The 23198-nt window shown below is 61.7% G+C and carries 23 protein-coding genes; 10 read left to right on the top strand and 13 right to left on the bottom strand.

Going from position 1 to position 23198, the window contains the following annotated elements; genetic code table 11:
- Window positions 1–236: 236 nt before the first annotated feature.
- The 8 genes from FB481_RS13535 to FB481_RS13500 all read left to right on the top strand — a co-directional run bounded on the left by FB481_RS13535 (window position 237) and on the right by FB481_RS13500 (window position 6890).
- On the top strand, window positions 237–542 hold the full coding sequence (locus tag FB481_RS13535; RefSeq protein WP_147176733.1) for a hypothetical protein: 306 nt from the start codon (window positions 237–239) through the stop codon (window positions 540–542).
- A complete protein-coding gene (locus FB481_RS13530) occupies window positions 539–1150 on the top strand; it encodes a DUF6436 domain-containing protein (protein ID WP_093505798.1) in 612 nt (203 codons plus the stop codon). The genes FB481_RS13535 and FB481_RS13530 overlap by 4 nt, the downstream gene beginning before the upstream one ends.
- Window positions 1151–1605: 455 nt before the next feature.
- Window positions 1606–2502, top strand: coding sequence for a ubiquinol oxidase subunit II (gene cyoA / locus FB481_RS13525; RefSeq protein WP_093505800.1), 897 nt, complete (start codon window positions 1606–1608; stop codon window positions 2500–2502).
- A 3-nt stretch (window positions 2503–2505) separates the two neighbouring features.
- Complete coding sequence (gene cyoB / locus FB481_RS13520) at window positions 2506–4479, top strand: cytochrome o ubiquinol oxidase subunit I (protein ID WP_093505802.1); 1974 nt, start codon at window positions 2506–2508, stop codon at window positions 4477–4479.
- 3 nt (window positions 4480–4482) lie between these two features.
- On the top strand, window positions 4483–5106 hold the full coding sequence (cyoC, locus tag FB481_RS13515) for a cytochrome o ubiquinol oxidase subunit III (protein ID WP_093505804.1): 624 nt from the start codon (window positions 4483–4485) through the stop codon (window positions 5104–5106).
- Window positions 5106–5438, top strand: a complete 333-nt coding sequence (locus FB481_RS13510) for a cytochrome o ubiquinol oxidase subunit IV (RefSeq protein ID WP_013790124.1) — start codon at window positions 5106–5108, stop codon at window positions 5436–5438. Before cyoC ends, FB481_RS13510 begins: the two co-directional genes overlap by 1 nt.
- Window positions 5439–5449: 11 nt before the next feature.
- Complete coding sequence (gene cyoE, locus FB481_RS13505) at window positions 5450–6394, top strand: heme o synthase (RefSeq protein ID WP_208604546.1); 945 nt, start codon at window positions 5450–5452, stop codon at window positions 6392–6394.
- Between the two features lie 103 nt (window positions 6395–6497).
- Window positions 6498–6890: a 3-phosphoshikimate 1-carboxyvinyltransferase gene (locus FB481_RS13500; RefSeq protein ID WP_093505806.1), complete on the top strand. Its 393-nt coding sequence runs from the start codon at window positions 6498–6500 to the stop codon at window positions 6888–6890.
- Here the strand turns inward: FB481_RS13500 and FB481_RS13495 are convergent.
- Together FB481_RS13495 and FB481_RS13490 are read right to left on the bottom strand one after the other, a co-directional pair.
- Window positions 6877–7815 (bottom strand): class I SAM-dependent methyltransferase, encoded by a 939-nt coding sequence (locus FB481_RS13495; protein WP_147176732.1) that lies wholly within the window; start codon window positions 7813–7815, stop codon window positions 6877–6879. The two genes, FB481_RS13500 and FB481_RS13495, sit on opposite strands and share 14 nt — an antisense overlap.
- 148 nt (window positions 7816–7963) lie before the next feature.
- Window positions 7964–9232 carry an OprD family porin gene (locus tag FB481_RS13490; RefSeq protein ID WP_147176731.1) on the bottom strand — a complete coding sequence of 423 codons (1269 nt, stop codon included), beginning with the start codon at window positions 9230–9232 and terminating at the stop codon, window positions 7964–7966.
- A gap of 533 nt (window positions 9233–9765) precedes the next feature.
- On the opposite strand from FB481_RS13490, the gene FB481_RS13485 reads away from it, so the two are divergent.
- Complete coding sequence (locus FB481_RS13485) at window positions 9766–10122, top strand: 5-carboxymethyl-2-hydroxymuconate Delta-isomerase (protein ID WP_093505812.1); 357 nt, start codon at window positions 9766–9768, stop codon at window positions 10120–10122.
- A 32-nt stretch (window positions 10123–10154) separates the two neighbouring features.
- Here FB481_RS13485 and gcvT read toward each other — a convergent pair whose 3' ends face one another.
- From gcvT to FB481_RS13460, 5 genes are all read right to left on the bottom strand, one after another.
- Window positions 10155–11276: a glycine cleavage system aminomethyltransferase GcvT gene (gene gcvT / locus FB481_RS13480; RefSeq protein ID WP_147176730.1), complete on the bottom strand. Its 1122-nt coding sequence runs from the start codon at window positions 11274–11276 to the stop codon at window positions 10155–10157.
- Window positions 11277–11373: 97 nt separating this feature from the next.
- On the bottom strand, window positions 11374–14226 hold the full coding sequence (gcvP, locus tag FB481_RS13475; protein WP_093505816.1) for an aminomethyl-transferring glycine dehydrogenase: 2853 nt from the start codon (window positions 14224–14226) through the stop codon (window positions 11374–11376).
- Window positions 14227–14235: 9 nt separating this feature from the next.
- A complete protein-coding gene (gene gcvH, locus FB481_RS13470; RefSeq protein ID WP_013790132.1) occupies window positions 14236–14619 on the bottom strand; it encodes a glycine cleavage system protein GcvH in 384 nt (127 codons plus the stop codon).
- Window positions 14620–14911: 292 nt separating this feature from the next.
- Complete coding sequence (locus tag FB481_RS13465; protein WP_093505818.1) at window positions 14912–15715, bottom strand: SirB1 family protein; 804 nt, start codon at window positions 15713–15715, stop codon at window positions 14912–14914.
- A 94-nt stretch (window positions 15716–15809) separates the two neighbouring features.
- Window positions 15810–16073, bottom strand: coding sequence for a YebG family protein (locus tag FB481_RS13460; RefSeq protein ID WP_093505820.1), 264 nt, complete (start codon window positions 16071–16073; stop codon window positions 15810–15812).
- A 252-nt stretch (window positions 16074–16325) separates the two neighbouring features.
- Here FB481_RS13460 and FB481_RS13455 point away from each other — a divergent pair, with 252 nt between their 5' ends.
- On the top strand, window positions 16326–16799 hold the full coding sequence (locus tag FB481_RS13455; RefSeq protein ID WP_093505822.1) for a phosphate-starvation-inducible protein PsiE: 474 nt from the start codon (window positions 16326–16328) through the stop codon (window positions 16797–16799).
- Between the two features lie 6 nt (window positions 16800–16805).
- Here the strand turns inward: FB481_RS13455 and FB481_RS13450 are convergent, their stop codons facing one another.
- The 6 genes from FB481_RS13450 to FB481_RS13425 all read right to left on the bottom strand — a co-directional run bounded on the left by FB481_RS13450 (window position 16806) and on the right by FB481_RS13425 (window position 23119).
- Window positions 16806–19439 carry a DEAD/DEAH box helicase gene (locus FB481_RS13450; protein WP_147176729.1) on the bottom strand — a complete coding sequence of 878 codons (2634 nt, stop codon included), beginning with the start codon at window positions 19437–19439 and terminating at the stop codon, window positions 16806–16808.
- Window positions 19440–19547: 108 nt separating this feature from the next.
- Entirely contained in the window at window positions 19548–19793 is a 246-nt protein-coding gene (locus tag FB481_RS13445; RefSeq protein WP_147176728.1) for a hypothetical protein, read from the bottom strand.
- Window positions 19794–19856: 63 nt separating this feature from the next.
- Window positions 19857–21269, bottom strand: coding sequence for a diguanylate cyclase (locus FB481_RS13440; protein WP_093505828.1), 1413 nt, complete (start codon window positions 21267–21269; stop codon window positions 19857–19859).
- A gap of 66 nt (window positions 21270–21335) precedes the next feature.
- A complete protein-coding gene (locus tag FB481_RS13435) occupies window positions 21336–21722 on the bottom strand; it encodes an ABZJ_00895 family protein (protein WP_093505830.1) in 387 nt (128 codons plus the stop codon).
- A 57-nt stretch (window positions 21723–21779) separates the two neighbouring features.
- Complete coding sequence (locus FB481_RS13430; protein ID WP_093505832.1) at window positions 21780–22610, bottom strand: SDR family oxidoreductase; 831 nt, start codon at window positions 22608–22610, stop codon at window positions 21780–21782.
- A 44-nt stretch (window positions 22611–22654) separates the two neighbouring features.
- Entirely contained in the window at window positions 22655–23119 is a 465-nt protein-coding gene (locus FB481_RS13425; protein ID WP_093505834.1) for a multidrug transporter, read from the bottom strand.
- Window positions 23120–23198 lie beyond the last annotated feature (79 nt).

Below are 23198 nucleotides of genomic sequence, written 5' to 3'. Positions count from 1 at the left end.
CCGGCTGGAGGCGCACAGCGGTGCTCACGGACAAGCGGCAACGCCTCGTAACGGGGTATGTCGAGACTCGACTAAAGCCGGCCTGCCACTAGCGCCAGAAAACCTGCATCCGCCGGTCTGGCGGGCTGAAAAGGCAGGGGAGGGCTATTCCCGTATTTTTTATATGTGCTTTTTGGCCTCTGCCTCGGGATGGGCAAAAATGCTATGTTGCGCACCCTCTCAGGCAGGGCTAGAACATGAGCGACGACAAGGCACTTAATCGATCCCCCGAGCAGTTTGACAGCGGCAAGCGCGGTGGTTGTCTGTGGCTGACCCTGCTGGGCCTGGGTTTTATCGTGCTGGTGTTCGGCATCATCATCTATGCCATCACCCGTGAGCAGACGGCTGACGTGCAGGCCAACGAACAGCGCGCCATTCAGGCCTGCTGGGTCAAGGCCAACGACCCGTCGGCCACGCCCACCTCCCGTGCTTTTGCCACCGACAGCTGCAAGGAAATGGAAAAGCAGTTCCGCATCAAGTACGGGCAGGATTCCGAGCGATGAGTCAGGAGCAGGCCGCACCGTCCAAGCGCTTCTTGTTGAGCCTGTGTCTGGTGGCGCTGGTCATCGTCGTAGCCATGGCGGCCTGGGCGTGGAGCCGCTTCGGGGTATCGTACCTGCGGCCTTTTGGTGATCAGGAGCAGCAGGCGGTGTTCTTCCAGGGCGGCGGCCTCAAGCTGCCCGCTGAGCTGGCTGGGCCGGGCAAGATTCGTGTGGTGCACTTCTGGGACCCGCAATGCCCCTGCCACAAGGAAACCGACGCTCACCTCAATTACCTGATCGGCCTGTACCGGTTTTCCGGCGTCGAGTTCTACAGCGTGCAGAAGCCGGGCAGCAAAGGCGAGATGCTGCCGTTTCTGCGCGGCAAGCTGACGCCTCTGGAATCCATCGAAGGCATGGAATCGATTCCGGCCAGCCCGGCCATCGCCATCTGGGATCAGAAGGGCAACCTGGCCTATGCCGGCCCGTACAGCGAGGGGCTGGTGTGCAACTCATCGAACAGTTTCGTCGAGCCGATTCTCGACGCGCTGTCGGCCAACCGCAGCGTCTCGGCGGCCAACACCATGGCGGTGGGGTGCTACTGCGACTGGCAGGCGAAAGAGGATTCTTGATTCATCGCAGTAATCCATAGTTTTTTTGGGGTTACTGCTGTGCGACATATTGACGCGCAAATGCGCCGATATGAGCCACTATTATATATCGCAACGCTTCCGGTAATTCGCGCTCGGCCTCTAGGCGATCTCTCGCTCTCTGGCTGTAGCGGTGATCATGTGGGGCTTTGCGAGTTGAGCGAGCTGTTGCCAGCTGCTGGATTGCGGCTGGTTTGGCAGGGTCGGGGCAGGGCGGGGCGGCTAGTACACCCCGACTATTTGTAGGCCCATCGTCGTTATGCGGTTGGTTTTTTCGGCCGCGTAACCGAAAATGTCGCCCCCTCCGTTTAGTAGTTTCGAAGCTGAAACGATTTCGGTGCCTCGGCGCATCGTTTTCCTGGCATGCCCTGCTGTATTGGGCGTCGTCAGGCTGAACAGAACGCTATGTGGGATATCACTTTGCTGAAGGTCGTGAAATGAGAGAAGAGAAGTACCACCGCTTGTTCCGCACGCTTCTGACGATTGTCGTGGCCGTCTCCCTGAGTGGCTGCGACTGGGTTCTTTTCGATTCGAAAGGCCAAATCGGCATTGAGCAGCGCAACCTGATCATTACCGCCACTCTGCTGATGCTGATCGTGGTGGTACCCGTCATTTTCATGACCATTCTGTTCGCCTGGCGCTATCGCTCCTCGAACAAGGACGCGACCTACGCGCCTGAGTGGGCTCACTCGCACAAGATCGAGGCCATCGTCTGGGGCGTCCCTTGCGTGATCATCATCGTGCTGGCGGTGATCACCTGGAAGACCACCCACTCGCTCGACCCCTACAAGCCCCTTGAGCACGAGAACAAGCCGCTGACCGTTGAAGTGGTTTCGCTGGACTGGAAATGGCTATTCATCTACCCGGAGCAAGGTGTCGCTTCGGTCAATGAGCTGTACATCCCGGCCAACACGCCGATCAGCTTCCAGATCACTTCGCAGACCGTGATGAACACCTTCTTCATCCCGCAGCTCGGCGGCATGGTCTACGCCATGGGCGGTATGCGCACCCAACTGCACCTGATCGCCAACGAAGAGGGTGAGTTCTTCGGCCTGTCCGGTAACTACAGCGGTCACGGTTTCTCCGGCATGAAGTTCCAGACCCATGCGACCAGCCAGGAAGAGTTCGACCAGTGGGTCGCCAAGGCCAAGCAGTCGCCCAACACTCTGGACTTCAACGGCAGCTATCAGATGCTCGCCAAACCGAGTGAAAACAACCCAGTCGAGTACTTCAATGCTCAGCCAGGTCTGTTCCGGCAGATCCTCGGCCAGTACATCGATTACAAGAGCAACCCTGTGAGCGAAGCCGCGCACGCTTCAGGTGCGGAGGAATAAACGATGTTCGGAAAGCTGACACTAGATGCAATACCCCTGCACGAGCCCATCCTTGTAGTCACCATGATTGCGGTGGTTCTGGGTGGTCTCGGGCTGGTCGGTGCCCTGACCTACTTCAAGAAGTGGGGCTACCTGTGGCACGAGTGGCTGACCTCGGTCGACCACAAGAAAATCGGCGTGATGTACATTCTCGTCGCCCTGGTCATGCTGCTGCGTGGCTTCGCTGACGCAATCATGATGCGTACCCAGCTGGCGATCGCCACGGGTGGCTCCGAAGGCTATCTGCCACCGCACCACTATGATCAGATCTTCACCGCTCACGGTACGATCATGATCTTCTTCGTGGCCATGCCACTGGTGGTCGGTCTGATGAACATCGTCACGCCGCTGCAGATCGGTGCGCGCGACGTTGCCTTCCCGTTCCTGAACTCGCTGAGCTTCTGGCTGTTCGTGGTTGGCGTGCTGCTGACCAACATCTCCTTGTTCGTGGGTGAGTTCGCCATGACCGGCTGGGTCGCATATCCGCCATTGTCGGGGATCGAGTACAGTCCGGGGGTCGGGGTCGACTACTACATATGGGCGCTGCAGATATCTGGTATCGGTACGCTGCTCACCGGTGTCAACTTCTTCGTGACCATCATCAAGATGCGTGCCCCTGGCATGACCCTGATGAAAATGCCGATCTTCACCTGGACCATCCTGTGCACCAGCGTGATCATCTGCGGCGCGTTCCCGATCCTGACAGCCGTACTCGGCATGCTGACTCTGGACCGTTACCTGGATTTCCACTTCTTCACCAACGAAGCAGGTGGCAACCCGATGATGTACGTCAACCTCCTGTGGGCCTGGGGCCACCCTGAGGTGTACATCCTGATCCTGCCGGCTTTCGGTGTGTTCTCCGAAGTCACTGCAGTGTTCGCACGCAAGCGTCTGTTCGGTTACGCCTCGATGGTCTGGGCTACCGTGGCGATCACCGTACTGTCGTTCGTGGTATGGCTGCACCACTTCTTCACCATGGGTTCTGGCGCCAGCGTCAACGCCTTCTTCGGTATCGCGACGATGATTATCGCCATTCCGACCGGTGTGAAGATCTTCACCTGGCTGTTCACCATGTACCGCGGTCGTCTGGAGTTCACTTCGCCGATCCTCTGGACCCTGGGCTTCATCATCACCTTCTCCATCGGTGGTATGACCGGCGTACTGCTGGCCGTTCCGGGTGCTGACTTCCTGCTGCACAACAGCCTGTTCCTGATCGCCCACTTCCACAACGTGATCATCGGCGGTGCGGTATTCGGCTATATGGCCGGTATCACCTTCTGGTTCCCGAAAGCGTTCGGCTTCAAACTGCACGAAGGCTGGGGCAAGGCGTCCTTCTGGTTCTGGATCGTCGGCTTCTACTTCGCCTTCATGCCGCTGTACGTACTGGGCTTCATGGGCATGACCCGTCGCCTGAACAGCACCACCAACCCTGAGTGGGAACCGTGGCTGTACGTGGCCGTTTTCGGCGCCGTGCTGATCGGTATCGGTATCCTGTGCACCCTGATCCAGTTCGCTGTGTCGATCATCAAGCGCAAGGAACTGGCCGACGTGACTGGCGACCCGTGGGACGCCCGTACCCTGGAGTGGTCGACTTCCTCGCCACCTCCGTTCTACAACTTCGCCGTTACTCCGCATGCTGACCGTATCGACGAGTTCCACGAGCAGAAGCGTGACGGCCTCAAGCCTGCGCCTAGCAAGTACTCTCCGATCCACATGCCGAAGAACACCGGCGTTGGCTTGATCATGTCCATTGGCGCGCTGGCCTTCGGCTTCGCCCTGATCTGGCATATCTGGTGGCTGGCTGCATTGAGCTTCGTAGGTACTTTCGCCGTTCTGATTCGCAACAGCTACAACACAGACGTCGATTACTACGTGCAGCCCGATGAGATCGAGCGCATCGAGAATGCACACATTCAAGCAAAGGCTAAGCAGGCGTAAACCATGTCCAGTGAAGTTTTGAGCAACCACGCCGCTCATGACGATGATCATGAGCACGAGCATCACCACGACGCGGGTGAAATGAAGGTCTTCGGGTTCTGGATTTACCTGATGACCGACTGCATCCTGTTCGCGAGTATCTTTGCAGGCTTCGCGGTGCTCAGCACCGCGTACGCCGGCGGGCCTACTCCGAAGGATCTGATCGACCTGAAGCTGGTTCTGGTCGAAACCTTCGCCCTGCTGTTCTCCAGTATCACCTACGGCATGGCCATGCTGGCCATGTACCGTGGCGACAAGGGCAAAGTGTTGTCCTGGCTCGCCGCGACCTTCCTGTTCGGCCTGGTGTTCATCTCGATCGAGCTGTACGAGTTCCACCACCTGATCCATGAAGGCGCCGCGCCACAGGTCAGCGCCTACTGGTCGGCATTCTTCACGCTGGTCGGCACCCATGGTCTGCACGTCAGTGCCGGCCTGTTGTGGATGGCCGTGATGATGCACCAGGTCGCCAGCCGTGGCCTGACTCCGGTCACCCAGACGCGCCTGAGCTGCCTGAGCCTGTTCTGGCACTTCCTCGATGTGGTCTGGATCTGCGTGTTTACCGTTGTTTACCTGATGGGGGCTCTGTAATGGCTCATGATCACCACTCTGCCGCTGGCGCAAGCCATGGCAGCACCAAGGATTACGTCGTCGGCTTCGTGCTGTCGGTGATCCTCACCGTGATCCCGTTCGCGATCGTGATGAACCCCGTCATGTCGAAAGCGGCCACGCTGTTCACCATCGTCGCGTTCGCGGTCGTGCAGATCTATGTGCACTTGGTGTACTTCCTGCACATGAACACTTCGTCCGCTCAGCGTTGGAACACGGTTGCTTTCGTGTTCACCATCCTGATCACCATCATCGTCGTAGCGCTCTCCATCTGGATCATCTGGAGCATGCACTACTACATGATGGCCAATTAAAAGAGAGCAGCCTGATGTTCAAGCAATACCTGCTCCTGACCAAGCCGGGCATCGTCTTCGGGAACATGATTTCCGTGGCCGGTGGTTTCTTCCTGGCTTCGAAGGGGGATATCGACCTGATGCTGTTCCTGGCAACAGCATTCGGCGTCGCTCTGGTGATTGCTTCCGGTTGCGTGTTCAACAACTACATCGATATGGACATCGATGAAAAGATGGAGCGGACCAAGAACAGGGTGCTGGTAAAAGGCCTGGTTCCGCCGACTCATGCCATCGTTTACGCCTGCATCCTCGGGATTGCAGGCGTTGCCTTGCTCTATAAAGCCACGAATCTGCTTGCGGTCGCCTTGGTCCTCATGGGCTTCGTCGTGTACGTCGGGCTGTACAGCCTGTACCTCAAGCGCAATTCGGTTTATGGAACCCTGGTTGGCAGTCTGTCGGGCGCCGCTCCGCCTGTTGTGGGCTATTGCGCTGTAAGCAACGAGTTCGACATGGGGGCAGCGATTCTGCTGCTGATCTTCAGCCTCTGGCAGATGCCCCACTCGTACGCTATCGCCATCTTTCGTTTCAACGACTACCAGGCCGCCAACATTCCGGTGTTGCCCGTGATCAAGGGCGTTCCTGCTGCCAAGCGCAGCATCGTCCTGTACATCGCCGCGTTCCTGGTCGCCACCCTGATGCTGACCATCAGTGGTTATGCCGGCTACAGCTACTTCGTGGTAGCGGCAGTCAGCGGTGCCTACTGGTTGTGGATGGGGGTGTCGGGTTACAAGGCCGTCGATGACAAGGTCTGGGCACGCAAGCTGTTCGTGTTCTCCATCGTCACCATCACCGCTCTGAGCGTGATGATGTCGGTGGACTTCCAGGCCACGCCGAGCCAGATGCTGATGACCTCGGTCAATCACATCTGCGGCGTCGACAACGTCAGTGGTTTCTGTGCGGCATTTGCCTCGCGCTGAGCCTTGACGAGCGAATCAGGCGGGCCCCGTCATCACTGGTGACGGGGCCCGTTTTCGTTAGGCGCTGATAATCTGTGTACGCCGAATTCTGAGAGTGGAAAACATGACCGTGAATGATAAAGACGCTTTCATCATCGGCCTCAAGGAGCGCTTGCCTGAAGACCTGCGCGACTCCTTCAGCGCTGAGCAGCTCGCCGCGCTCAAAGTGGCCTTCGGTGCACGGCAGTGGGGCAGCCACCCCGTCGACCTGCGCGGGACATTGAGGATATGGCGCTGGCGCTACTACTTCGTGTTTCTGGCCGGTCGCAACCGCCGTGACCTGACGCGCGCTCAGCAGGAGCTATCGCTGACCGCCAAGGCGCTGGGCATGAGCCTGTTCCTGATGGTCTCCCTGGCGATTGGCCTGCTGTTCCTCTACCTGATCAAGTCCGCACTAGGCATCAACCTGTTTTCCAACTTCTCCCTGGGGCTTTGGGACTGGTTCAACCGCGCCTGAACAGCAACACCTTGAGCCCGCCTTCAGGGCTCACGTCGGGAAATTCCGGCGGGTTGTCCAGGCGGCGCTCGAAGTGCAACTCAGGCGCTTCGCTGGCCATGCCCTTGATCAGGAAGTCGCTGTCGATATCCGGGTCGTTGACGCAGGCCAGTACCGAGCCTTCAGGGCTGAGCAGTTCGGGCAGCCGGCGCAGGATCTTCTGGTAGTCGCGGGTCAGGGCGAAGCTGCCTTTCTGGAAGGAGGGCGGGTCGATGATGATCAGGTCGTACGGGCCATGGCGCTTCACCTTGCCCCACGACTTGAACAGCTCGTGGCCGAGAAAGCTCACCTTGCTCAGGTCATGCTCGTTGAGGCGGTGGTTTTCACGGCCGCGGGCCAGGGCCGCCTTGGCCATGTCCAGGTTGACCACATGCTCGGCACCGCCAGCCAGCGCAGCGATCGAAAAGCCGCAGGTGTAGGCGAACAGGTTGAGCACCCGTTGGTCCTTAGCGTTATCCCGCACCCAACGCCGTCCCAGGCGCATATCGAGAAACAGGCCAGTGTTCTGCTTGCGGCCCAGGTCGAGCAGGTAGCGCAGGCCGTCTTCTTCGATAATCCACTCTTCGGGCAGCTCGCCAACCAGACACTGCATCGGGCTGTCGGGCAGGTAGCGCTGTTGCAGGAAGAGGCTGTGGGCGCCGCTGCCTTGCCACTCATCCGACTCGATCAGTTGCTGCAGCATGGCCTGCAGGGCTTTTAGCTGATCATCCGGCGGCTCGCGAAACAGGCACACCAGCACGATGCCTTGCAGCCAGTCGACCGTGATGTGTTCGAGCCCCTCCCAGCAACGGCCACGACCGTGAAACAGGCGGCGTGTTTCACTTGGTGGGGTGATCAGAGTGTTAGTCAGGTGTTGGCGTAGCAGAGTGATTTGGGTGGCATTCATGGGCGTGGAGCTATCGGCAGGCGCGGCGCGGCAGTGTAAACCAAAGACGTCTGCAGCTTATGAGCAAGGGCGTTTCGCGGGGCATAAAAAAACCCGTCACTAGGACGGGCAAGATATGCCACTGGAGTTCAGCGATGCGATATGCGTGTTACAGGATCGACAACGGGTAGTTGAAGATCAGGCGGTTCTCACTGGCGTCCTGGCCGACATCGCGGCGGACGCTGGAGTTACGCCAGCGGATGCTCAGGTTCTTGAAGGTGCCATCCTGCACGGTGTAAGCCAGTTCGGATTCGCGTGCCCACTCTTCAGCATCGCTGCGACCAGACGTGTGAATGTTCGAGCCACTCATGTAACGGTTCATCAGCACCAGGCCAGGGATGCCCAGACCAGCGAAGTTGTAATCGTGACGAACCTGCCAGGAGCGCTCTTCAGGGCTGTCGAAGCTGGTGGTGAAGCCGTCGTTGACCAGCGTACCGCCGCTGGCGCCGTCTACACGCATGAACTTGGTGTCACCGCTGAGGCGCTGATAACCCATGAGGAAGGTGTTGTTGCCGCGCTTGGCCGACAGGGCGCCCTGATAGACCTTGTTATCCAGGTCGCCGGCTTTAGCCGAGCCTTCATCCTTTCCAGTTACGTAGCCGAGGTTGGCACCCAGAACCCAATCTCCAACAGGCTGGCTGTGAGTCAGTTGCAGGTAGCTTTGCTGATAGATGTCTTCCAGGCGGGCGTGCCACAGACCGACCAGCGTATTGTTACCGTTGAACTTGAACTCGCCGCCGCCAAAGTTGAAGTTGCCGCCGGAAATACCGCTATAAGACATGTCTTCGCGGCTGGCATCGAAACGTTGGCTGTTTCTCCAGAATTGGCCACCGAAGAGGGTCAGGCCGTCGATTTCAGCGGACGTGATCTGCGCGCCCTGGAAGGTTTGCGGCAGCGAACGGCCATCGTCGGCGCGCAGGATCGGCAGCACTGCGAACCACTCTCCGACCTTGAGTTCGGTTTTGGATATCTTGGCCTTTGCGGCTACCGCGGTACGCCCGAAGTCGTCTGGAACGTTGCGATTGGACGCCGGACCGTGCTCTGGCAGAAGGCCGCTGTTGCTGGTGTTGGCATTGCCGTCCAGCTTGACCGAGTAGAGGCCCAGTACATCGATGCCGAAGCCTACGGTGCCAGCGGTGTAGCCGGAGCGAGCATCGAGAATGAAGCTCTGCGTCCAGCCCTCTGCCTGACCTTGGCGCTCGCCATTGATGACCGGGTCGGTACCGTTGAGGTAGTTACGGTTGAAGTAGTAGTTGCGCAGGTTCAGCGATACCTTGGCATCGTCTACGAAGCCTTCGGCATGGGCGGCGAACGGCACGGCCAGGGCCATGGTTCCGGCCCCGATCAGGCCCAGCGAGATGAGTTTGCGTGCGGTCATTGTTGTTGTGCTCCCGGTTTTTAAACTGCCCGCCCTCTGCCAATCGATGATCGGCATGCCGTGAGGCCGGTATGGAAATGCCCTTTACAGGGCGCAGACCTGCGCGATCACGCAGGACTCTGCCTCAGGCCCTAGCCATCGGCGAATAGGTGGCGCGCAGGTAACGAGATGAACGCGACGGGTCGGGCGCGGTTGCCCGGAAGAGGGTATGCAGGTGACGTGAAGACTGGCTTCATGGTGCGACCTTTTTTGTTTTTATAAGGCTTGTTGTCATACAACATTGGCGGCGATTATCGACAGCTCCCAATCTGCTTGTCAACGCAAGCTGATGAAAAGATCACCTGATATTTCCGCGTGCGCTGTTTCGTTACCCTGCACCTATAGCCAATGCCTAGTGAATAGAGGCTTTCAGGTTATGGCAGGGTACTCTGCAAGGCCCGTTCGCAATGTTTTAGGAGCAGTGGGGGCGTGGCCTCGCCAGCTCGTCTGTGTTGTGCGATAACGGATGACAATATCAAAACAAGAGAAATGCCATGCCACATTGCCTGATCGAAGGTTCCCGCTCCCTGCTGCAAGCCGTGGACGGTATAGAACTGGTAACGAGGGTTCACGCGGCCGCCATGGGCAGCGGTTTGTTCAAGGAAGGCGAGGTGAAGGTGCGGCTAAGCCTTTACGATCACTTCACGGTCGGCGGCAGCGAGGAGGATTTCCTGCACGTGATCTTCTATCTGCTCGCCGGTCGTACGGACGAGCAGAAGAAAGCGCTGTCGATGGCCATCGTGCGTGCGCTGCTGGAGTGTCTGCCGGATGTTCAGAGCCTGTCGGTGGATGTGCGTGATATACGCCGCGAGGTGTTCAGCAATCGACGCAGTTGCCTGGAGGCCGACTGAGAAAAGGGCGGCAGCGCGCCGCCCTCGAAGCCTTAACCGCGGTAGTAACGCTGGACCACGAACGGCGTTTTGGCGACCTTCATGGCGACGCGCTTGCCGCGCACCAGTGCCCATACCTCGCTATCCACGGCGACATGGCTGCTCGGCACGTAACCCATGGCCAGTGGAGCGCCCAGGCTCGGGCCGAAGCCGCCACTGCATACCTGGCCGATGACTTCGCCCTCGGCATTCACCAGCTCGGCACCTTCGCGTACTGGCGTACGCTCCTGGGGTAGCAGGCCGACGCGCTCGCGAGCGACGCCATCGCGCTGCTGGGCGAAGATCCGCTCCGCGCCCGGAAAGCCGCCGGGGCGCGCGCCGTCGGTACGGCGTGCCTTGGATATCGCCCACAGCAGGCTGGCTTCGATGGGCGTGGTGTCGGCGCTCATGTCGTGGCCGTAGAGGCACAGGCCGGCTTCCAGGCGCAGGGAGTCTCGAGCGCCAAGGCCGATGGGCAGCACCTCCGGCTCGGCCAGCAGGCTGCGCGCCAGTGCTTCGGCGTGACTGGCAGGTACGGAAATCTCGAAACCATCCTCGCCGGTGTAGCCGGAGCGGCTCACATAGCAATCGACGCCGAGCAGGCGCACGGGCTTGAACTGCATGAAGGTCATTTTGGCGACTTCCGGCGCCAGGCGGGTCAGCACCTCGACTGCCTTGGGGCCTTGCAGGGCGAGCAGGGCACGCTCGAAGCGCGACTCGACCTGGCACTGGTTGGCGATGCGCTGTTGCAGGTGCATCAGATCCTGATGCTTGCAGGCGGCGTTGACCACCAGGAACAAGGTGTCATCGCCCAGGTTGGCGACCATCAGGTCGTCGAGGATGCCGCCGTTTTCATCCGTGAACATGGCATAGCGTTGCATGCCGACCGGCAGGTCGATGATATCCACCGGCACCAGGCTCTCCAGCGCTTTGGCTGCACCGGCGCCACGCAGGATGATCTGCCCCATGTGCGAAACGTCGAACAGGCCGGCGGCTTCACGGGTATGCAGGTGTTCCTTCATCACGCCGAGCGGGTACTGCACCGGCATGTCATAGCCGGCGAACGGCACCATGCGTGCGCCGAGTTCCAGGTGCAGAGCATGGAGTGGGGTTTTCGCCAGGATTTCAGTGGTCATGGCGCTCTCCTGTAAGAGGCTGTGAGCGGCCCGCGACAGCGCGCGGGCATCGTGGAAGAGGAGGCGGCTGCCGAGCGAGTCGGCAGCCGGGGCGGGATCAGGCGTCCTGATAGGCCTCGATGGGCGGGCAGGCGCAGACCAGGTTGCGGTCGCCGAACACGTTGTCGACGCGGCCCACGGGCGGCCAGTACTTGCCGTCGACCAGGCTGCGGGTCGGGTAGACCGCCTGTTCGCGGCTGTACGGGTGCGTCCATTCACCCACCAGTTCGGCGGCGGTGTGTGGGGCGTTTTTCAGCGGGTTGTCGTCGGCATTCAACTGGCCGCGCTCGACTGCGCGAATTTCTTCGCGAATGGCGATCATGGCGTCGCAGAAACGATCCAGCTCTTCTTTGGACTCGCTCTCGGTCGGCTCGATCATCAGCGTGCCGGCCACCGGGAAGGACATGGTCGGGGCGTGGAAGCCGAAGTCGATCAGGCGCTTGGCCACGTCGTCGACGCTAATACCGCTGCTGTCTTTCAGCGGGCGCAGGTCGAGGATGCATTCGTGGGCCACCAGGCCGCCTTCACCGCTGTACAGCACCGGGTAGTGCTCCTCAAGACGGCGGGCGATGTAGTTGGCGTTGAGGATCGCCATCTGCGACGCCAGGCGCAGGCCGGTGCCACCCATCATGCGGATGTACATCCAGGTGATCGGCAGTATGCTGGCGCTGCCGAACGGCGCGGCACTGACGGCACCTTCCTTGCGGGCCATGTGGCCATGGCCGGGCAGGAACGGCGCCAGGTGGGCCTTCACGCCAATCGGGCCGACGCCCGGGCCGCCGCCGCCGTGGGGAATGCAGAAGGTCTTGTGCAGGTTCAGGTGCGAGACGTCGCCGCCGAACTTGCCCGGGGCGCAGAGGCCAACCATGGCGTTCATGTTGGCGCCGTCGATATACACCTGGCCGCCGTTGTCATGGACGATGGCGCAGATCTCGCGAATGCCTTCCTCGAACACGCCGTGGGTCGACGGGTAGGTGATCATGATTGCGGCTAGCTGGTCACGATGCTGCTCGGCCTTGGCGCGCAGGTCATCGATGTCGACGTTGCCGCGGGCGTCGCAGGCGGTCACCACCACGCGCATGCCGGCCATGTGTGCGGTGGCCGGGTTGGTGCCGTGGGCCGATTGCGGGATCAGGCAGATGTCGCGTTTGTCGTCGCCGCGGCTGTGGTGATAAGCGCGAATCGCCAGCAGGCCGGCGTATTCACCCTGGGAGCCGGCGTTGGGTTGCAGCGACACGGCGTCGTAACCGGTGGCGGCGCAGAGCATGGCTTCCAGTTCGTCGGTCAGTTGCTGGTAACCGGCGCTCTGTTCGGCAGGCGCGAAAGGATGCAGGTTGCCGAACTCGGCCCAAGTGACGGGGATCATCTCGCTGGCCGCGTTGAGCTTCATGGTGCAGGAGCCCAGCGGGATCATGCTGCGATCCAGCGCCAAGTCCTTGTCGGCGAGCTTGCGCAGGTAGCGCATCAGCTCGGTTTCCGAGTGGTAGCGATTGAACACCGGGTGTTCGAGAATCGCCGATTGGCGCAATTGTCCGGCGGGCAGGCTGCTGTCGCCCTGGGTGGCCAGCGCAGCGAAATCCGGCGTTGGCTTGCCGTCTGCCAGCAGCGACCAGAGTTGCTCGATATCCGCCTGGGTAGTGGTTTCATCGAACGACAGGCCGAGACGCTCGGCATCCACTTCACGCAGGTTGATGCTGGCGGCGCGAGCTTTGCTGTGCAGTGCTGCGGTCTGCGCGCCGGTACGCAGAGTGACGGTATCGAAGAACGCCTGCTGCTCGACAGCAAGGCCAAGGCTCTGCACGCCGCGGGCGAAAATCACGGTCAACTGGTGGACGCGCTGGGCAATTCGCGTCAGCCCCTGTGGGCCGTGGTACACGGCGTACATGGCGGCGATGTTGGCGAGCAGCACCTGGGCGGTGCAGATGTTGCTGGTGGCCTTCTCGCGGCGGATGTGCTGTTCGCGGGTCTGCATGGCCAGGCGCAGGGCCGGGTTACCGAAGCGGTCTACCGACATGCCAACCAGGCGCCCCGGCATGTCGCGCTTGAACGCGTCACGGGTGGCGAAGTAAGCCGCGTGCGGGCCGCCGAAGCCCAGTGGCACGCCGAAGCGTTGAGCACTGCCCAGGGCAACGTCGGCGCCGAATTCGCCAGGCGCCTGCAGCAGGGTCAGGGCCAGCAGGTCGGCGGCAACGGCGACCAGGGCATTGGCAGCGTGGAAGCGCTCGACCACTTCGCGGTAGTCGAAGATGTCGCCATTGCTCGCCGGGTATTGCAGCAGGGCGCCGAAGAAGGCACTGGCGTCACTGATGGCGGCTTCGTCACCCACCACCACTTCGATGCCCAGGGGTTCGGCGCGGGTGCGCAGCACGTCGAGGGTCTGCGGGTGGCAATGCCGGGAGGCGAAGAAGGCGTTGGCGGCCTTGTTCTTCGACAGGCGCTTGCAGAAGGTCATGGCCTCGGCGGCAGCGGTGCCCTCGTCAAGCAGCGAGGCGTTGGCGATCGCCAGGCCGGTGAGGTCGCTGATCAGGGTCTGGAAGTTCAGCAGCGACTCCAGGCGGCCCTGGGAAATTTCTGGCTGGTAGGGGGTGTAGGCGGTGTACCAAGCCGGGTTTTCCAGCAGGTTGCGCAGGATGGGCGACGGCGTATGGGTGCCGTAGTAACCCTGGCCGATATAGTTGCGAAACAGCTTGTTCTTGCTAGCGATGGCCTTGATGGCGGCCAGGGCATCGGCTTCGCTCTGGCCGTCGCCGGCCGGCAGCACGCTGGTGCCCTTGATGCTGCCCGGGATGACGCTGGCGGTCAGCGCTTCCAGGTCGCTGTAACCCAGGGTTTCCAGCATGGCGGCGGTGTCTTGATCGCGCGGACCGATGTGGCGGGCGATGAATTCGTTGCGGGTGGTCAAATCAGTCATGGCTTTATCTCACGCGTCGGCTTTGGCGTTGAGCAGGCGCTCGTAGGCATCCTGATCGAGCAGGCCGGCCAGGGCGCCGGCATCAGCTGGGCGGAAGCGGAAGAACCAGCCCTGGCCCAAAGGCTCGGCATTGACCAGTTCGGGGCTGGCCTCGAGATCCGGGTTCACTTCGACCACTTCGCCGTCCAGCGGCATGCCGATGTTGCTGGCAGCCTTCACGGACTCCAGCACCGCCACCTCGTCGCCGGCGGCATAGGCCTGCAGCTCGGGCAACTGCACGAATACCACGTCGCCCAGTGCGTCTTGAGCGTAGGCGGTGATCCCTACTGTGACCAGGCCATCGGCCTCCTGACGCAGCCATTCGTGCTCGACGGTGAAACGCAATTCGCTCATGGGGACTCCCTTGTTGGACTCTGTGCCCATCTGCGTGGGCGCGGTGATTGGAAGCTGATTAGCAAGGTCGGTGCCATATAAAATAATCGTTACAAATCAATTACTTATATATTTTTGCATTGTCTGATCAGGTAATTTGTATTGAATTCAATACAGAAGCGCCACGCCATATCCTTAAGCCCGCTACGGGCTTGGGAATGTCGTGGTTGGTTATGCCTGTGTCGTATTGAATACGGTGTATTTAAATCAATACACTTGTTGGCCGATGGCCGCTCTCGGTGATGTGTCGGGCTCAGTGCAGCGCGGGTTGCGCACTGGATTGGCGCAGCCGATCCCCGAGTTTCAGCCGTTGGGCGGGGTCTTCGCACAGCAGCAGGGCCCGCTGCACATCGAAGCGTTCAGCTTGGGAGCAATCTAGGTGGCGATAAAGCTCGGCCCTGGCCAGGTGGTCGTTAACGTTTGGCGCGGCCAGTTGCAGCACCCGCTCGGCATCCTTCAAAGCACTGATGTAGTCCTCTGCCTGGGCGTGCAAATGGCGCAAGTTGCGCGACAGGCGCAGGATCATGCCGCGGGCGTCGCAGCTCGCCATATGTTCGGCGCTCAGCTGGGCATGGGGGCCGAGGTAGCGCAGCAGTAACTCGCGGCAGTCGCGGGTGTACAGTCGTCGCCCGCCGCAGGGGTCGAGCAGGTGGTCGGCGCCAGGCACACGCAGCAGAAAGTAGCCGGGAAACCCGACGCCCTGCAGCGGGATATTCAGCCGACGCGCCAGTTCCAGGGCGATCAGCGCGATGCTCAGCGGCTGGCCGCGGCGTCGTTGCAGCACCTTGTGCAGCAAGGCGGCTTGTGGGCGTACCGGGCTGTCGTCATCGTCATAGAAATGCAGGTCACTGAGGCGGCGCAACAAGGGCTGCGCCAGTTCCTGGGGCGGGAAGTTGGGCAGGCCGGAGTCGACCTGATGCTTGAGGTGCTCGAGCTCGCGCAGGAGCTGCTGGGGCTCCACCGCCGGATCGTGCTCGGCAGCGACCCAGAGTGCGGCTTCGAAAAACGCCGGCTGTTCGGCGTTCAGACAGGCAAGGCAGTGATCGCGCGCGCTCATGGACACCTCCCGGGGGATGTGCCTGTTTTAGCTGTGCGCGCGCCGGCCGTCCAGCCCGGAAAAGCGAAGAGATGTTAACGGCGCAGCCTGGCGGTCACTCTGTTTCCGGCAGGCTGCCCAGTTCGCCGAGGGCATCGGGCTGATTCTTGAACGCCTTGGCGAACACGTCGCGATTTCTGGCCATGTAGATCCCCAGCTCCTCGCCTTGGTCTTCGCTGAGCGACGGCACCGCCTTCTGCAGTACATCGCTGAGCAGCTCGGCCAGCTCCAGCATCTTGTCGTGACGATCTGCTTCGGCCTTATCCATAAACAAACGCTCCGGGTCGCGACTGCTGCGGTACACCACTTCGACGGCCATTCATCACCTCTACGCCTTCGCTGATAATTAAAAATACTGTTCATGCATACAGTTGTGGCGAGCTTACTCGACTGCGCTGCGTTTGAACAGCGTAAACCTGGCCGCGAGATTCGCCATCCCATGTGCCTTTCCCATGTTCTGGCGCTTCTGTTTGCCAGCGCAGCCGCCTCGCTGGTCTTGTTCCTGCATGGGAATGTCACGCGGGCGCGCCATCATCGGCGCCAGGCTGTATCAATCTGAAAGGGGAATGCCATGAAGTGGGTCGACGATAGCCGCAAGCGGATGCACAAGGGCGCGAATTCGATCGGTAATCTATTCGTCGAGGGCTTTCATTACCTGGGGCTGTTCGCCATCGGAGCGGCGACCGCCTGGGCCTCGGTCGGCGCATTTCTAGGCATGGTGGAAAAGGGCAGTGCCAGCGTGGACGACATCCTGCTGCTGTTCATCTATCTGGAGCTGGGGGCGATGGTCGGCATCTATTTCAAGACCAACCATTTGCCGATCCGCTTTCTGCTGTACATCGCCATCACCGCGCTGACCCGTTACCTGATCGGCGACGTATCCCATCACAAGGCGCCGGACATTGGCCTGCTGTACCTGTGCGGCGGCATCTTCTTCCTGGCACTGTCGGTGCTGGCGGTGCGTTTCGCGTCCTACAAGTTTCCGTCCAGCAAGGCCATCGACTCGACCGGCGAAGTGGTGGGCGACAACTACTCCGAGCGCTGATGGCGCTCAGTCGGCCAGGGGCGCGAACAGCGCCTGCAAGTCGTCTTCATTGAGCTGCCAGCTGCTCTGGCTGCCGCCTTCTTCAAGCAGGCCGTGGGCCAGGCTCGCCTTGGCCTGCTGTAACTGCTGGATCTTTTCTTCCACGCTGCCGCGGGCGATCAGCTTGTAGACGAACACCGGTTTGTCCTGGCCGATGCGGTAGGCGCGGTCGCTGGCCTGGGCTTCGGCCGCCGGGTTCCACCAGGGATCGAAGTGGATCACGGTGTCGGCAGCAGTCAGGTTCAGGCCTGCGCCGCCGGCCTTGAGGCTGATCAGGAAGACCGGGAATTGCCCAGCCTGGAACTGCTCTACGGGTGTGCGCCGGTCCCGGGTGCTGCCGGTCAGTTTGGCATAGCCGATGTTGCGCGCCTGCAGCTCGCTTTCGATCAGCGCCAGCATCGAGGTGAACTGGGAGAACAGCAGCACGCGGCGGCCTTCGCCGATCAGTGCTTCGAGCATGTCCAGCAGGCTGCTGAGCTTGCCGGAGTCGCTGCTGGTCAGTTCGGCTGGCGCCTCGTCGAGCAGGCGCAGGTCGCAACAGACCTGGCGCAGACGCAACAGCGCTTCGAGTATGACGATCTGGCTGCGCGCCAGGCCCTGGCGGGTGATCTCCTCGCGTACCTTGCGGTCCATGGCCAGGCGCAGGATCTCGTAGCGGTCACGCTGGGCCGGCGTCAGCTCCACCCACTGGGTGATTTCGGTTTTAGGTGGCAGTTCGCGGGCGACCTGTTCCTTCTTGCGGCGTAGCACGAACGGTTTGATCCGCCCACGCAGGTGCGCCAGACGCTGCTCGCTGCCGTGCTTTTCGATGGGCGTGCGGTAATCGCGGGTAAAGCGCTTGGCGTCACCCAGCCAGCCCGGCATCAGGAAGTTGAACAGCGACCACAGCTCGCCCAGGTTGTTTTCCAGCGGCGTGCCGCTCAGGCACAGGCGCTGGCGGGCGTTGATCTGCCCGGCAGCGAGGGCGGCCTTGCTGCGCGGGTTCTTGATGCTCTGGGCTTCGTCGAGAATCAGCAGGTGGAAGCGCTGTGCGGACAACGTCTTGAGATCGCGGGGCAGCAGGGCATAGGTAGTGAGCACCACATCGTGCTCGCCGATCAGCTTGAACTGGCTACGCCGCTTGGCACCGTGCAGGGCCAGCACCTTAAGGGTCGGCGCGAAACGCGCGGCCTCGTCCTGCCAGTTGGGGATCAGGCTGGTGGGCATGACGATCAGCGCCGGCTGCTTGAGGCGACCGTTCTGCTTCTCCAGGAGAATGTGCGCCAGGGTCTGCAGGGTTTTGCCCAGGCCCATGTCGTCGGCCAGCACGCCACCGACTTCCAGCTCACCCAGCGCCTGCATCCAGCCGAGGCCCTGCAACTGATAGGGGCGTAGCTGCGCAGCCAGGTCGTCGGGAGCGCTCACGTCCTGTTGGGACGTTTGTTGCAGGCGCCTCGCGAACTCGCGCAGTTCGATGCCCCCCTGCCAGTTCAGCGCCGGCCCCTGTTGCAGGGTATTCAGGCGCGCGGCATCGGCCCGCGCCAGGCGTACGCGGGTACCGATTTCGTCGGCGTCGCCAATGAACAGCTCACCCAGCGCCGCCAGCAAGGGTTTCAGTCGCGCGTAGGGCAGGGCCACGCGGCGCTGGCTGTGGGGCAGACTGACCAGCAGTAATTCCTCGTCCGGGCGCTGCGCCAGGGCGTCACCGGAAAGCAGCCAGGGCGAGCGGCGGATGGCCTGCAGCAATACGGGCAGCAGGCTGATGCGTTGGCCTTCCACCTCGATGCCCAGCTCCAGGTCGAACCAGCCCTGTTCGGGCAGCTCGTCGACATCGGCGTACCAATCGTCGATCTCGGCCAGGTTGTACTGGAAGTCGGGCTGGATCTCGACGCGCCAGCCTTCGGCGCGTAGCGCCGGTACCTGCTGCTGCATGAAGGTCAGCCAGGCGGCGTCACCCTGCAATTCGAAATGCTCGCCTGGGTGCTGGGCCAGGGCTTCGCTCTGCCGCAGGGCGATACGCAGACCGGCAGCCTCCAGGCGGCGCCGTAGCTCGGTTTCCCGAGCCGTGTCGCGAGTGATGCGCAACTGGCGATTGGGCCCCAGGCGTACCAGCAGATCCTTGGCCGTTTTACCGACCGCGCTGTTGCCCTGGTAGTCGAAGGCCAGGGCGGCGCGGTGCTGGGTCTGCTCCAGCATGCGGCCCTTGCGCGCATCGAAATGCACGCGCACGTGGCTACCCAGGGTCAGGACCGGCTGCGGCTGCACGTGGTCCAGCACGGTTTCATCCACCGGCTTTTCGGTGACGATCAGGGTGCCGAGATCATCGCCTGAGCGCTGCCGTGCTTCCAGGGTGAGCAGAGCAGCCGCCACGTGCTTGCAGTTGAAGCCCACCGGGCAGCTGCAATGGCCGGTCACACCCCAGCCCTTGCCGTAGGCGTGCAGGGTGATGCGCTGCTGGTAGGGGCGCTCGCCGCTGCCCAGGCAGCTGGCGAGCAGGCTGTGATCCTTGAGGCTGAGCAGACGACTCAGGCCGCGTGTGGCGTAATCCTGGGCACGGCGCAGCGCGCCCTCATCGAAGTCGCCGCGCCAGTCGGCCTGCTGCAGGTGCAGGATGTCAGGCATCGGACGAGCTCTCTGGGAACAAGACTAGGTTCGGCATGGGACTGTGAAAACGATGGCAAGCCGCCGATGGTCTCACAGCTTGTCGGGCAATGGCAGACCCTAGCTGGCTCAGGCGTGTTCGGCAGGCGTCTCGGTCTTGAGAGCGCCACGAATGTTCATCGCGCCCAGGCACAACTGCAGCACAATCAATGCGTAGGCGTGGCTGTAGAGCCCCCAGATGATCCACAAGAGGTTGCTGGCCATGAACACCCAGAAGCCCAGATTACGGCGGTGGCGCTGCTTGGAGGCGACCAGCCAGGCAGCGATGACGGTGATCAGCATGGCCGGCCATTGCAGCCAGTCGAGGTATTCCATAAGGCATCCGCAAACTGAGAGTACTCAGTAGCGACCCTTGCCCGGACGCGGACGTTCGACCTTTCAGATCGGATTGCTCTCGCGCTGTGCCTTGTCAGCGTACATTTCGGCGTCGGCCATGCGCAGCAGTTCGCTGGCCGTAGTGCCGTCCGTCGGTGCGATGGCGATACCGAGGCTGACACCCACCTGTAGATTTTGGCCATTGAATACGATGGGATCGCTCAGTTCTTCTTCTATGCGCTGGCCCAGGCGAATGGCTGCTGCCCTATCCAGACCGGGCAGCAGCACGGCGAACTCGTCACCGCCAAGACGTGCCGGTACGTCGATGCTGCGTAGCAGGCCGCGTAACCGGCGGGCGCTGACTTTGAGTACCTCGTCGCCCGCAGCGTGGCCAAAGCGGTCGTTGATCTGCTTGAAGTGATCCAGGTCGATCATCATCAGCGCGAAGGACGCCGAGCGCCCCTTGGTCAACGCATTGGTGACGCTCAGGTCGAATACCCGGCGATTCGGCAACTCGGTTAGCGGGTCCTGATGGGCCAGGGTGTCAAGCGGCCGCAGCAGGTGCCGGCCGATCAGCGCCACTACCAGGGCAGACAGCGCCAGGCTGGCTAGCAGCAGATAGCGCTGGAAACGTTCGATACGCTCGTAGGCAGCCATGTGCTGGTTCAGTGATTTGCCTGCGATCAGCAGTACTTCGCTGGCCTTCTGGGCATTGAAATTGTGCAGCGCCACCGAGCGCATCAGGTACTCGTCGTTCTCGTCCTGCAGTGTCCACTCGGCCCCGTCGACCAGCGCCGCGGGGTTGCTCAGCAAGCGCTCGAAGCTGCTTTCAAGGGTATTGCCGTGCAGTTGCCAGGCGCCGTCCTGGCCGCGTGACAGGAATACGAACTCGGTATCGGTGGTCTGCTTGAGCGCTTCAGCCAACTCGGTGTTAATGGCGAAACCCAGAGTCAGTTCAGCCTGGGGCGTAGGCATGTTCACCACGCGGTGGATCAGCTGGTAAAGCACACCGCTTTGACTGCGCAGCAGGCTCACCGGTTGCGCGCCCGGGCTGCCCGCCTGTGCAGCGGCCTTGAGTAGCGGGGCAATGTCGGCCTGTTGCAGTTCCTTGGGCACACTGGCAATCAGCTGGCGGTCGAGCGTATTGAGCAGAGCGATGTCGGCCTTCAGGCGCTTGCTGTGGTTGCTCAGCATGGATTCGATGGTCGAGCGCTCAGCGGTGGCGATGGCTTCCTTGAGGCCATAGTCAGCGGCCAGCACAGCAGCGCCCTGAGTCAGTTGGCGCTGGCGCAGTTCCAATAACTCGTCGACCACCTGGGTGGTGGTCTGCAGGCTTTTGCTGATGGTTTCTTCGACGATGCTGCGGTTGGTGCGAGCGCTCACCAGGTAGATGACCACCTGCACGCTCAGCAACGCCACGAGCAGTACCACGATGATGCGTCGTTCCTGAGTCTTGATGTGCCGGCTGCTTCTCATCGACGTTCCATTCCCTATGGTTGTTATCGAGTGTAGAGCAGCGATTGGCCGACAGGAGTCAGCTGGTCAGGAAGTCCGTTTGAAGATGCGCTCCGAGAACAACATTTGCGCGAGCAACGGATAGGCCAGGTAATGCAGGATGAAGAGCAGTACGCCCATGGGGCTGGGCTCGTCCTGTAGGCTCATCATGGTCAGCAGTAAGGCATACAGCAGGGCGAGGATGCCACCGTACAGCCACACCAGGCGCCGCCGTTCCCCGCGGGTTGGCGGGCGGCGTTGGCGCCAGGCGAATACAAGTGCCATCAGTGCTGCGATGCTGGCGGCGATCACCAGGGTCGCCAGCACGCCACCAAGTTTGACGAAGCTGCGCAGCAGCACATTGAGCACCACGGCCGCCGCCACACCGATGAGGGCGTAACGCAGCATGGCGACGGGCTGTTGGGAAGGCGGCATGGCGACAGGGCTCGGCGGTGGCGATGATGCTTGGAGTCTCGCCTGTGAATTCAGGTTCTACAAGCGGCGATCCAGGCCGAAGCGGCGGCTCAGCACGCGGTCGAGCAGGGCGCCTGGCAGCAGCGCCGAGAGCAGCGGCAGGGCGCGGCTGCCATTGCCCAGGCGCAATACCCTTGGACGCTTGGCACTGGCCACGGCAGCGTATACGTTGCGCGCCACGTGGCTGGCCGGTGTCGGATTGTCTTGCGAGGCGATGGCGCGGGCGCGAATGCCGTCACGCATCGGCCACCATGGCGACTGCTCGCCGATCAGTTGTTCGGCCTGGCGACTGGCGTGGGTGCCGAAGCTGGATTCGATCGCACCCGGCTGCACTTCCATCACACCGACGCCAAATGGCGCCAGCTCCAGCCGCAGTGCGTCGCTCAAAGCATGCACCGCAGCCTTTGAGGCGCAATAAGCGCCGGCGAACGGTGTCACCAGTACGGCGGAAACACTGCCGATATTGATCACCAAACCCTTGTTCTGGCGCAGTAGCGGAAACAGCGCGCGGGTCACGTTGACCAGGGAGAACACGTTGGTTTCGAACTGCGCGCGCATGGCGGCAGCGCCGCCGTCGAGCAGTGGGCCCATGGCGCCGTAGCCGGCATTGTTGATCAGCACGTCGAGCCCGCCGATGCGTTCCTTGAGCGTGGCGGCCAGCTGCTCGACCGCGGCTGCATCGTTGACGTCCAGCTGCACGGCGTTGAACCCTGCTTCGCTCAGGCGCGCCACGTCTTCGCGCTTGCGGGCGCTTGCCCAGACCTCATACCCCTGTTGCGCGAAGGTGTCGGCCAGTGCCCGGCCAATGCCGCTGGAGCAGCCAGTGATCAGAACCCTAGGGTGACTCATGGGTAATCCTTGTGATTGTTGTTGTGTGGATCGTGAAAGGGCGGCTAACGACTGAAGGTGCCCTGCAACTGCTCGGCGCGGAATTCCAGGGTACTGGCGCGGTAGCCGCTGCGCAGCGTAGGCAGCGGCAGGCAGCTTTGCCAGTCGGCACCGGGTAGCAGCTCGCCGGGGCCGCTGTAGCGCGGCGTCTCGTACAGGCGCTGCGCCAGGTTGACACTGTCACCTGGCCGGTAGGCGCTGACCTGCCAATGCAGTTCCTGCAGTGCGGCGTCGCTGCCGTTGTGCAGGTACAGCTCCAGTGGGCGGTCAGCGGGGCAGCGTTCGGGGGCGTAGCTCAGGCGCAATTCCAGGTGAGCCAGGTTGCGATTCTCACGGTTTTCCTGCCACAGCACCCAGCTCGCCACCATGCCCAGCCCGGCCAGCGCCGCCAGTGAAATAGGCAGGGCCTTGGCCGGGTAGCGGATCAGCAGAATGAACCAGCTGAGAACCAGAATCGCGCCGAAAATCATGGCTGGACCTTGAATGTCGAGTGTCTGCCAATCCTACACAAGGCCGATGGGCTCGGCACCCGCCCAGGGGTTGGTGGAT

Origin of the sequence: Pseudomonas sp. AG1028 (assembly GCF_007993955.1) — a bacterium.
GTDB classification, from domain to species: Bacteria; Pseudomonadota; Gammaproteobacteria; order Pseudomonadales; family Pseudomonadaceae; genus Aquipseudomonas; species Aquipseudomonas straminea.
The sequence above is the reverse complement of the archived record's forward strand: the minus strand, read 5'-3'. Positions and strand labels throughout refer to the sequence as shown.

What these genes read in the sequence shown, in the direction of transcription:
- gcvP (WP_093505816.1), bottom strand. Translation starts at nt 14,226, where the DNA reads ATGACTGATTTGACCACCCGCAACGAATTCATCGCCCGCCACATCGGT.
- FB481_RS13465 (WP_093505818.1), bottom strand. Translation starts at nt 15,715, where the DNA reads ATGAGCGCGCGCGATCACTGCCTTGCCTGTCTGAACGCCGAACAGCCG.
- FB481_RS13510 (WP_013790124.1), top strand. Translation starts at nt 5,106, where the DNA reads ATGGCTCATGATCACCACTCTGCCGCTGGCGCAAGCCATGGCAGCACC.
- cyoC (WP_093505804.1), top strand. Translation starts at nt 4,483, where the DNA reads ATGTCCAGTGAAGTTTTGAGCAACCACGCCGCTCATGACGATGATCAT.
- cyoA (WP_093505800.1), top strand. Translation starts at nt 1,606, where the DNA reads ATGAGAGAAGAGAAGTACCACCGCTTGTTCCGCACGCTTCTGACGATT.
- FB481_RS13435 (WP_093505830.1), bottom strand. Translation starts at nt 21,722, where the DNA reads ATGCCGCCTTCCCAACAGCCCGTCGCCATGCTGCGTTACGCCCTCATC.
- FB481_RS13430 (WP_093505832.1), bottom strand. Translation starts at nt 22,610, where the DNA reads ATGAGTCACCCTAGGGTTCTGATCACTGGCTGCTCCAGCGGCATTGGC.
- FB481_RS13500 (WP_093505806.1), top strand. Translation starts at nt 6,498, where the DNA reads ATGACCGTGAATGATAAAGACGCTTTCATCATCGGCCTCAAGGAGCGC.
- FB481_RS13455 (WP_093505822.1), top strand. Translation starts at nt 16,326, where the DNA reads ATGAAGTGGGTCGACGATAGCCGCAAGCGGATGCACAAGGGCGCGAAT.
- FB481_RS13440 (WP_093505828.1), bottom strand. Translation starts at nt 21,269, where the DNA reads ATGAGAAGCAGCCGGCACATCAAGACTCAGGAACGACGCATCATCGTG.
- FB481_RS13530 (WP_093505798.1), top strand. Translation starts at nt 539, where the DNA reads ATGAGTCAGGAGCAGGCCGCACCGTCCAAGCGCTTCTTGTTGAGCCTG.
- FB481_RS13445 (WP_147176728.1), bottom strand. Translation starts at nt 19,793, where the DNA reads ATGGAATACCTCGACTGGCTGCAATGGCCGGCCATGCTGATCACCGTC.
- FB481_RS13425 (WP_093505834.1), bottom strand. Translation starts at nt 23,119, where the DNA reads ATGATTTTCGGCGCGATTCTGGTTCTCAGCTGGTTCATTCTGCTGATC.
- gcvT (WP_147176730.1), bottom strand. Translation starts at nt 11,276, where the DNA reads ATGACCACTGAAATCCTGGCGAAAACCCCACTCCATGCTCTGCACCTG.
- FB481_RS13490 (WP_147176731.1), bottom strand. Translation starts at nt 9,232, where the DNA reads ATGACCGCACGCAAACTCATCTCGCTGGGCCTGATCGGGGCCGGAACC.
- FB481_RS13485 (WP_093505812.1), top strand. Translation starts at nt 9,766, where the DNA reads ATGCCACATTGCCTGATCGAAGGTTCCCGCTCCCTGCTGCAAGCCGTG.
- cyoB (WP_093505802.1), top strand. Translation starts at nt 2,506, where the DNA reads ATGTTCGGAAAGCTGACACTAGATGCAATACCCCTGCACGAGCCCATC.
- FB481_RS13460 (WP_093505820.1), bottom strand. Translation starts at nt 16,073, where the DNA reads ATGGCCGTCGAAGTGGTGTACCGCAGCAGTCGCGACCCGGAGCGTTTG.
- FB481_RS13495 (WP_147176732.1), bottom strand. Translation starts at nt 7,815, where the DNA reads ATGAATGCCACCCAAATCACTCTGCTACGCCAACACCTGACTAACACT.
- FB481_RS13535 (WP_147176733.1), top strand. Translation starts at nt 237, where the DNA reads ATGAGCGACGACAAGGCACTTAATCGATCCCCCGAGCAGTTTGACAGC.
- FB481_RS13450 (WP_147176729.1), bottom strand. Translation starts at nt 19,439, where the DNA reads ATGCCTGACATCCTGCACCTGCAGCAGGCCGACTGGCGCGGCGACTTC.
- gcvH (WP_013790132.1), bottom strand. Translation starts at nt 14,619, where the DNA reads ATGAGCGAATTGCGTTTCACCGTCGAGCACGAATGGCTGCGTCAGGAG.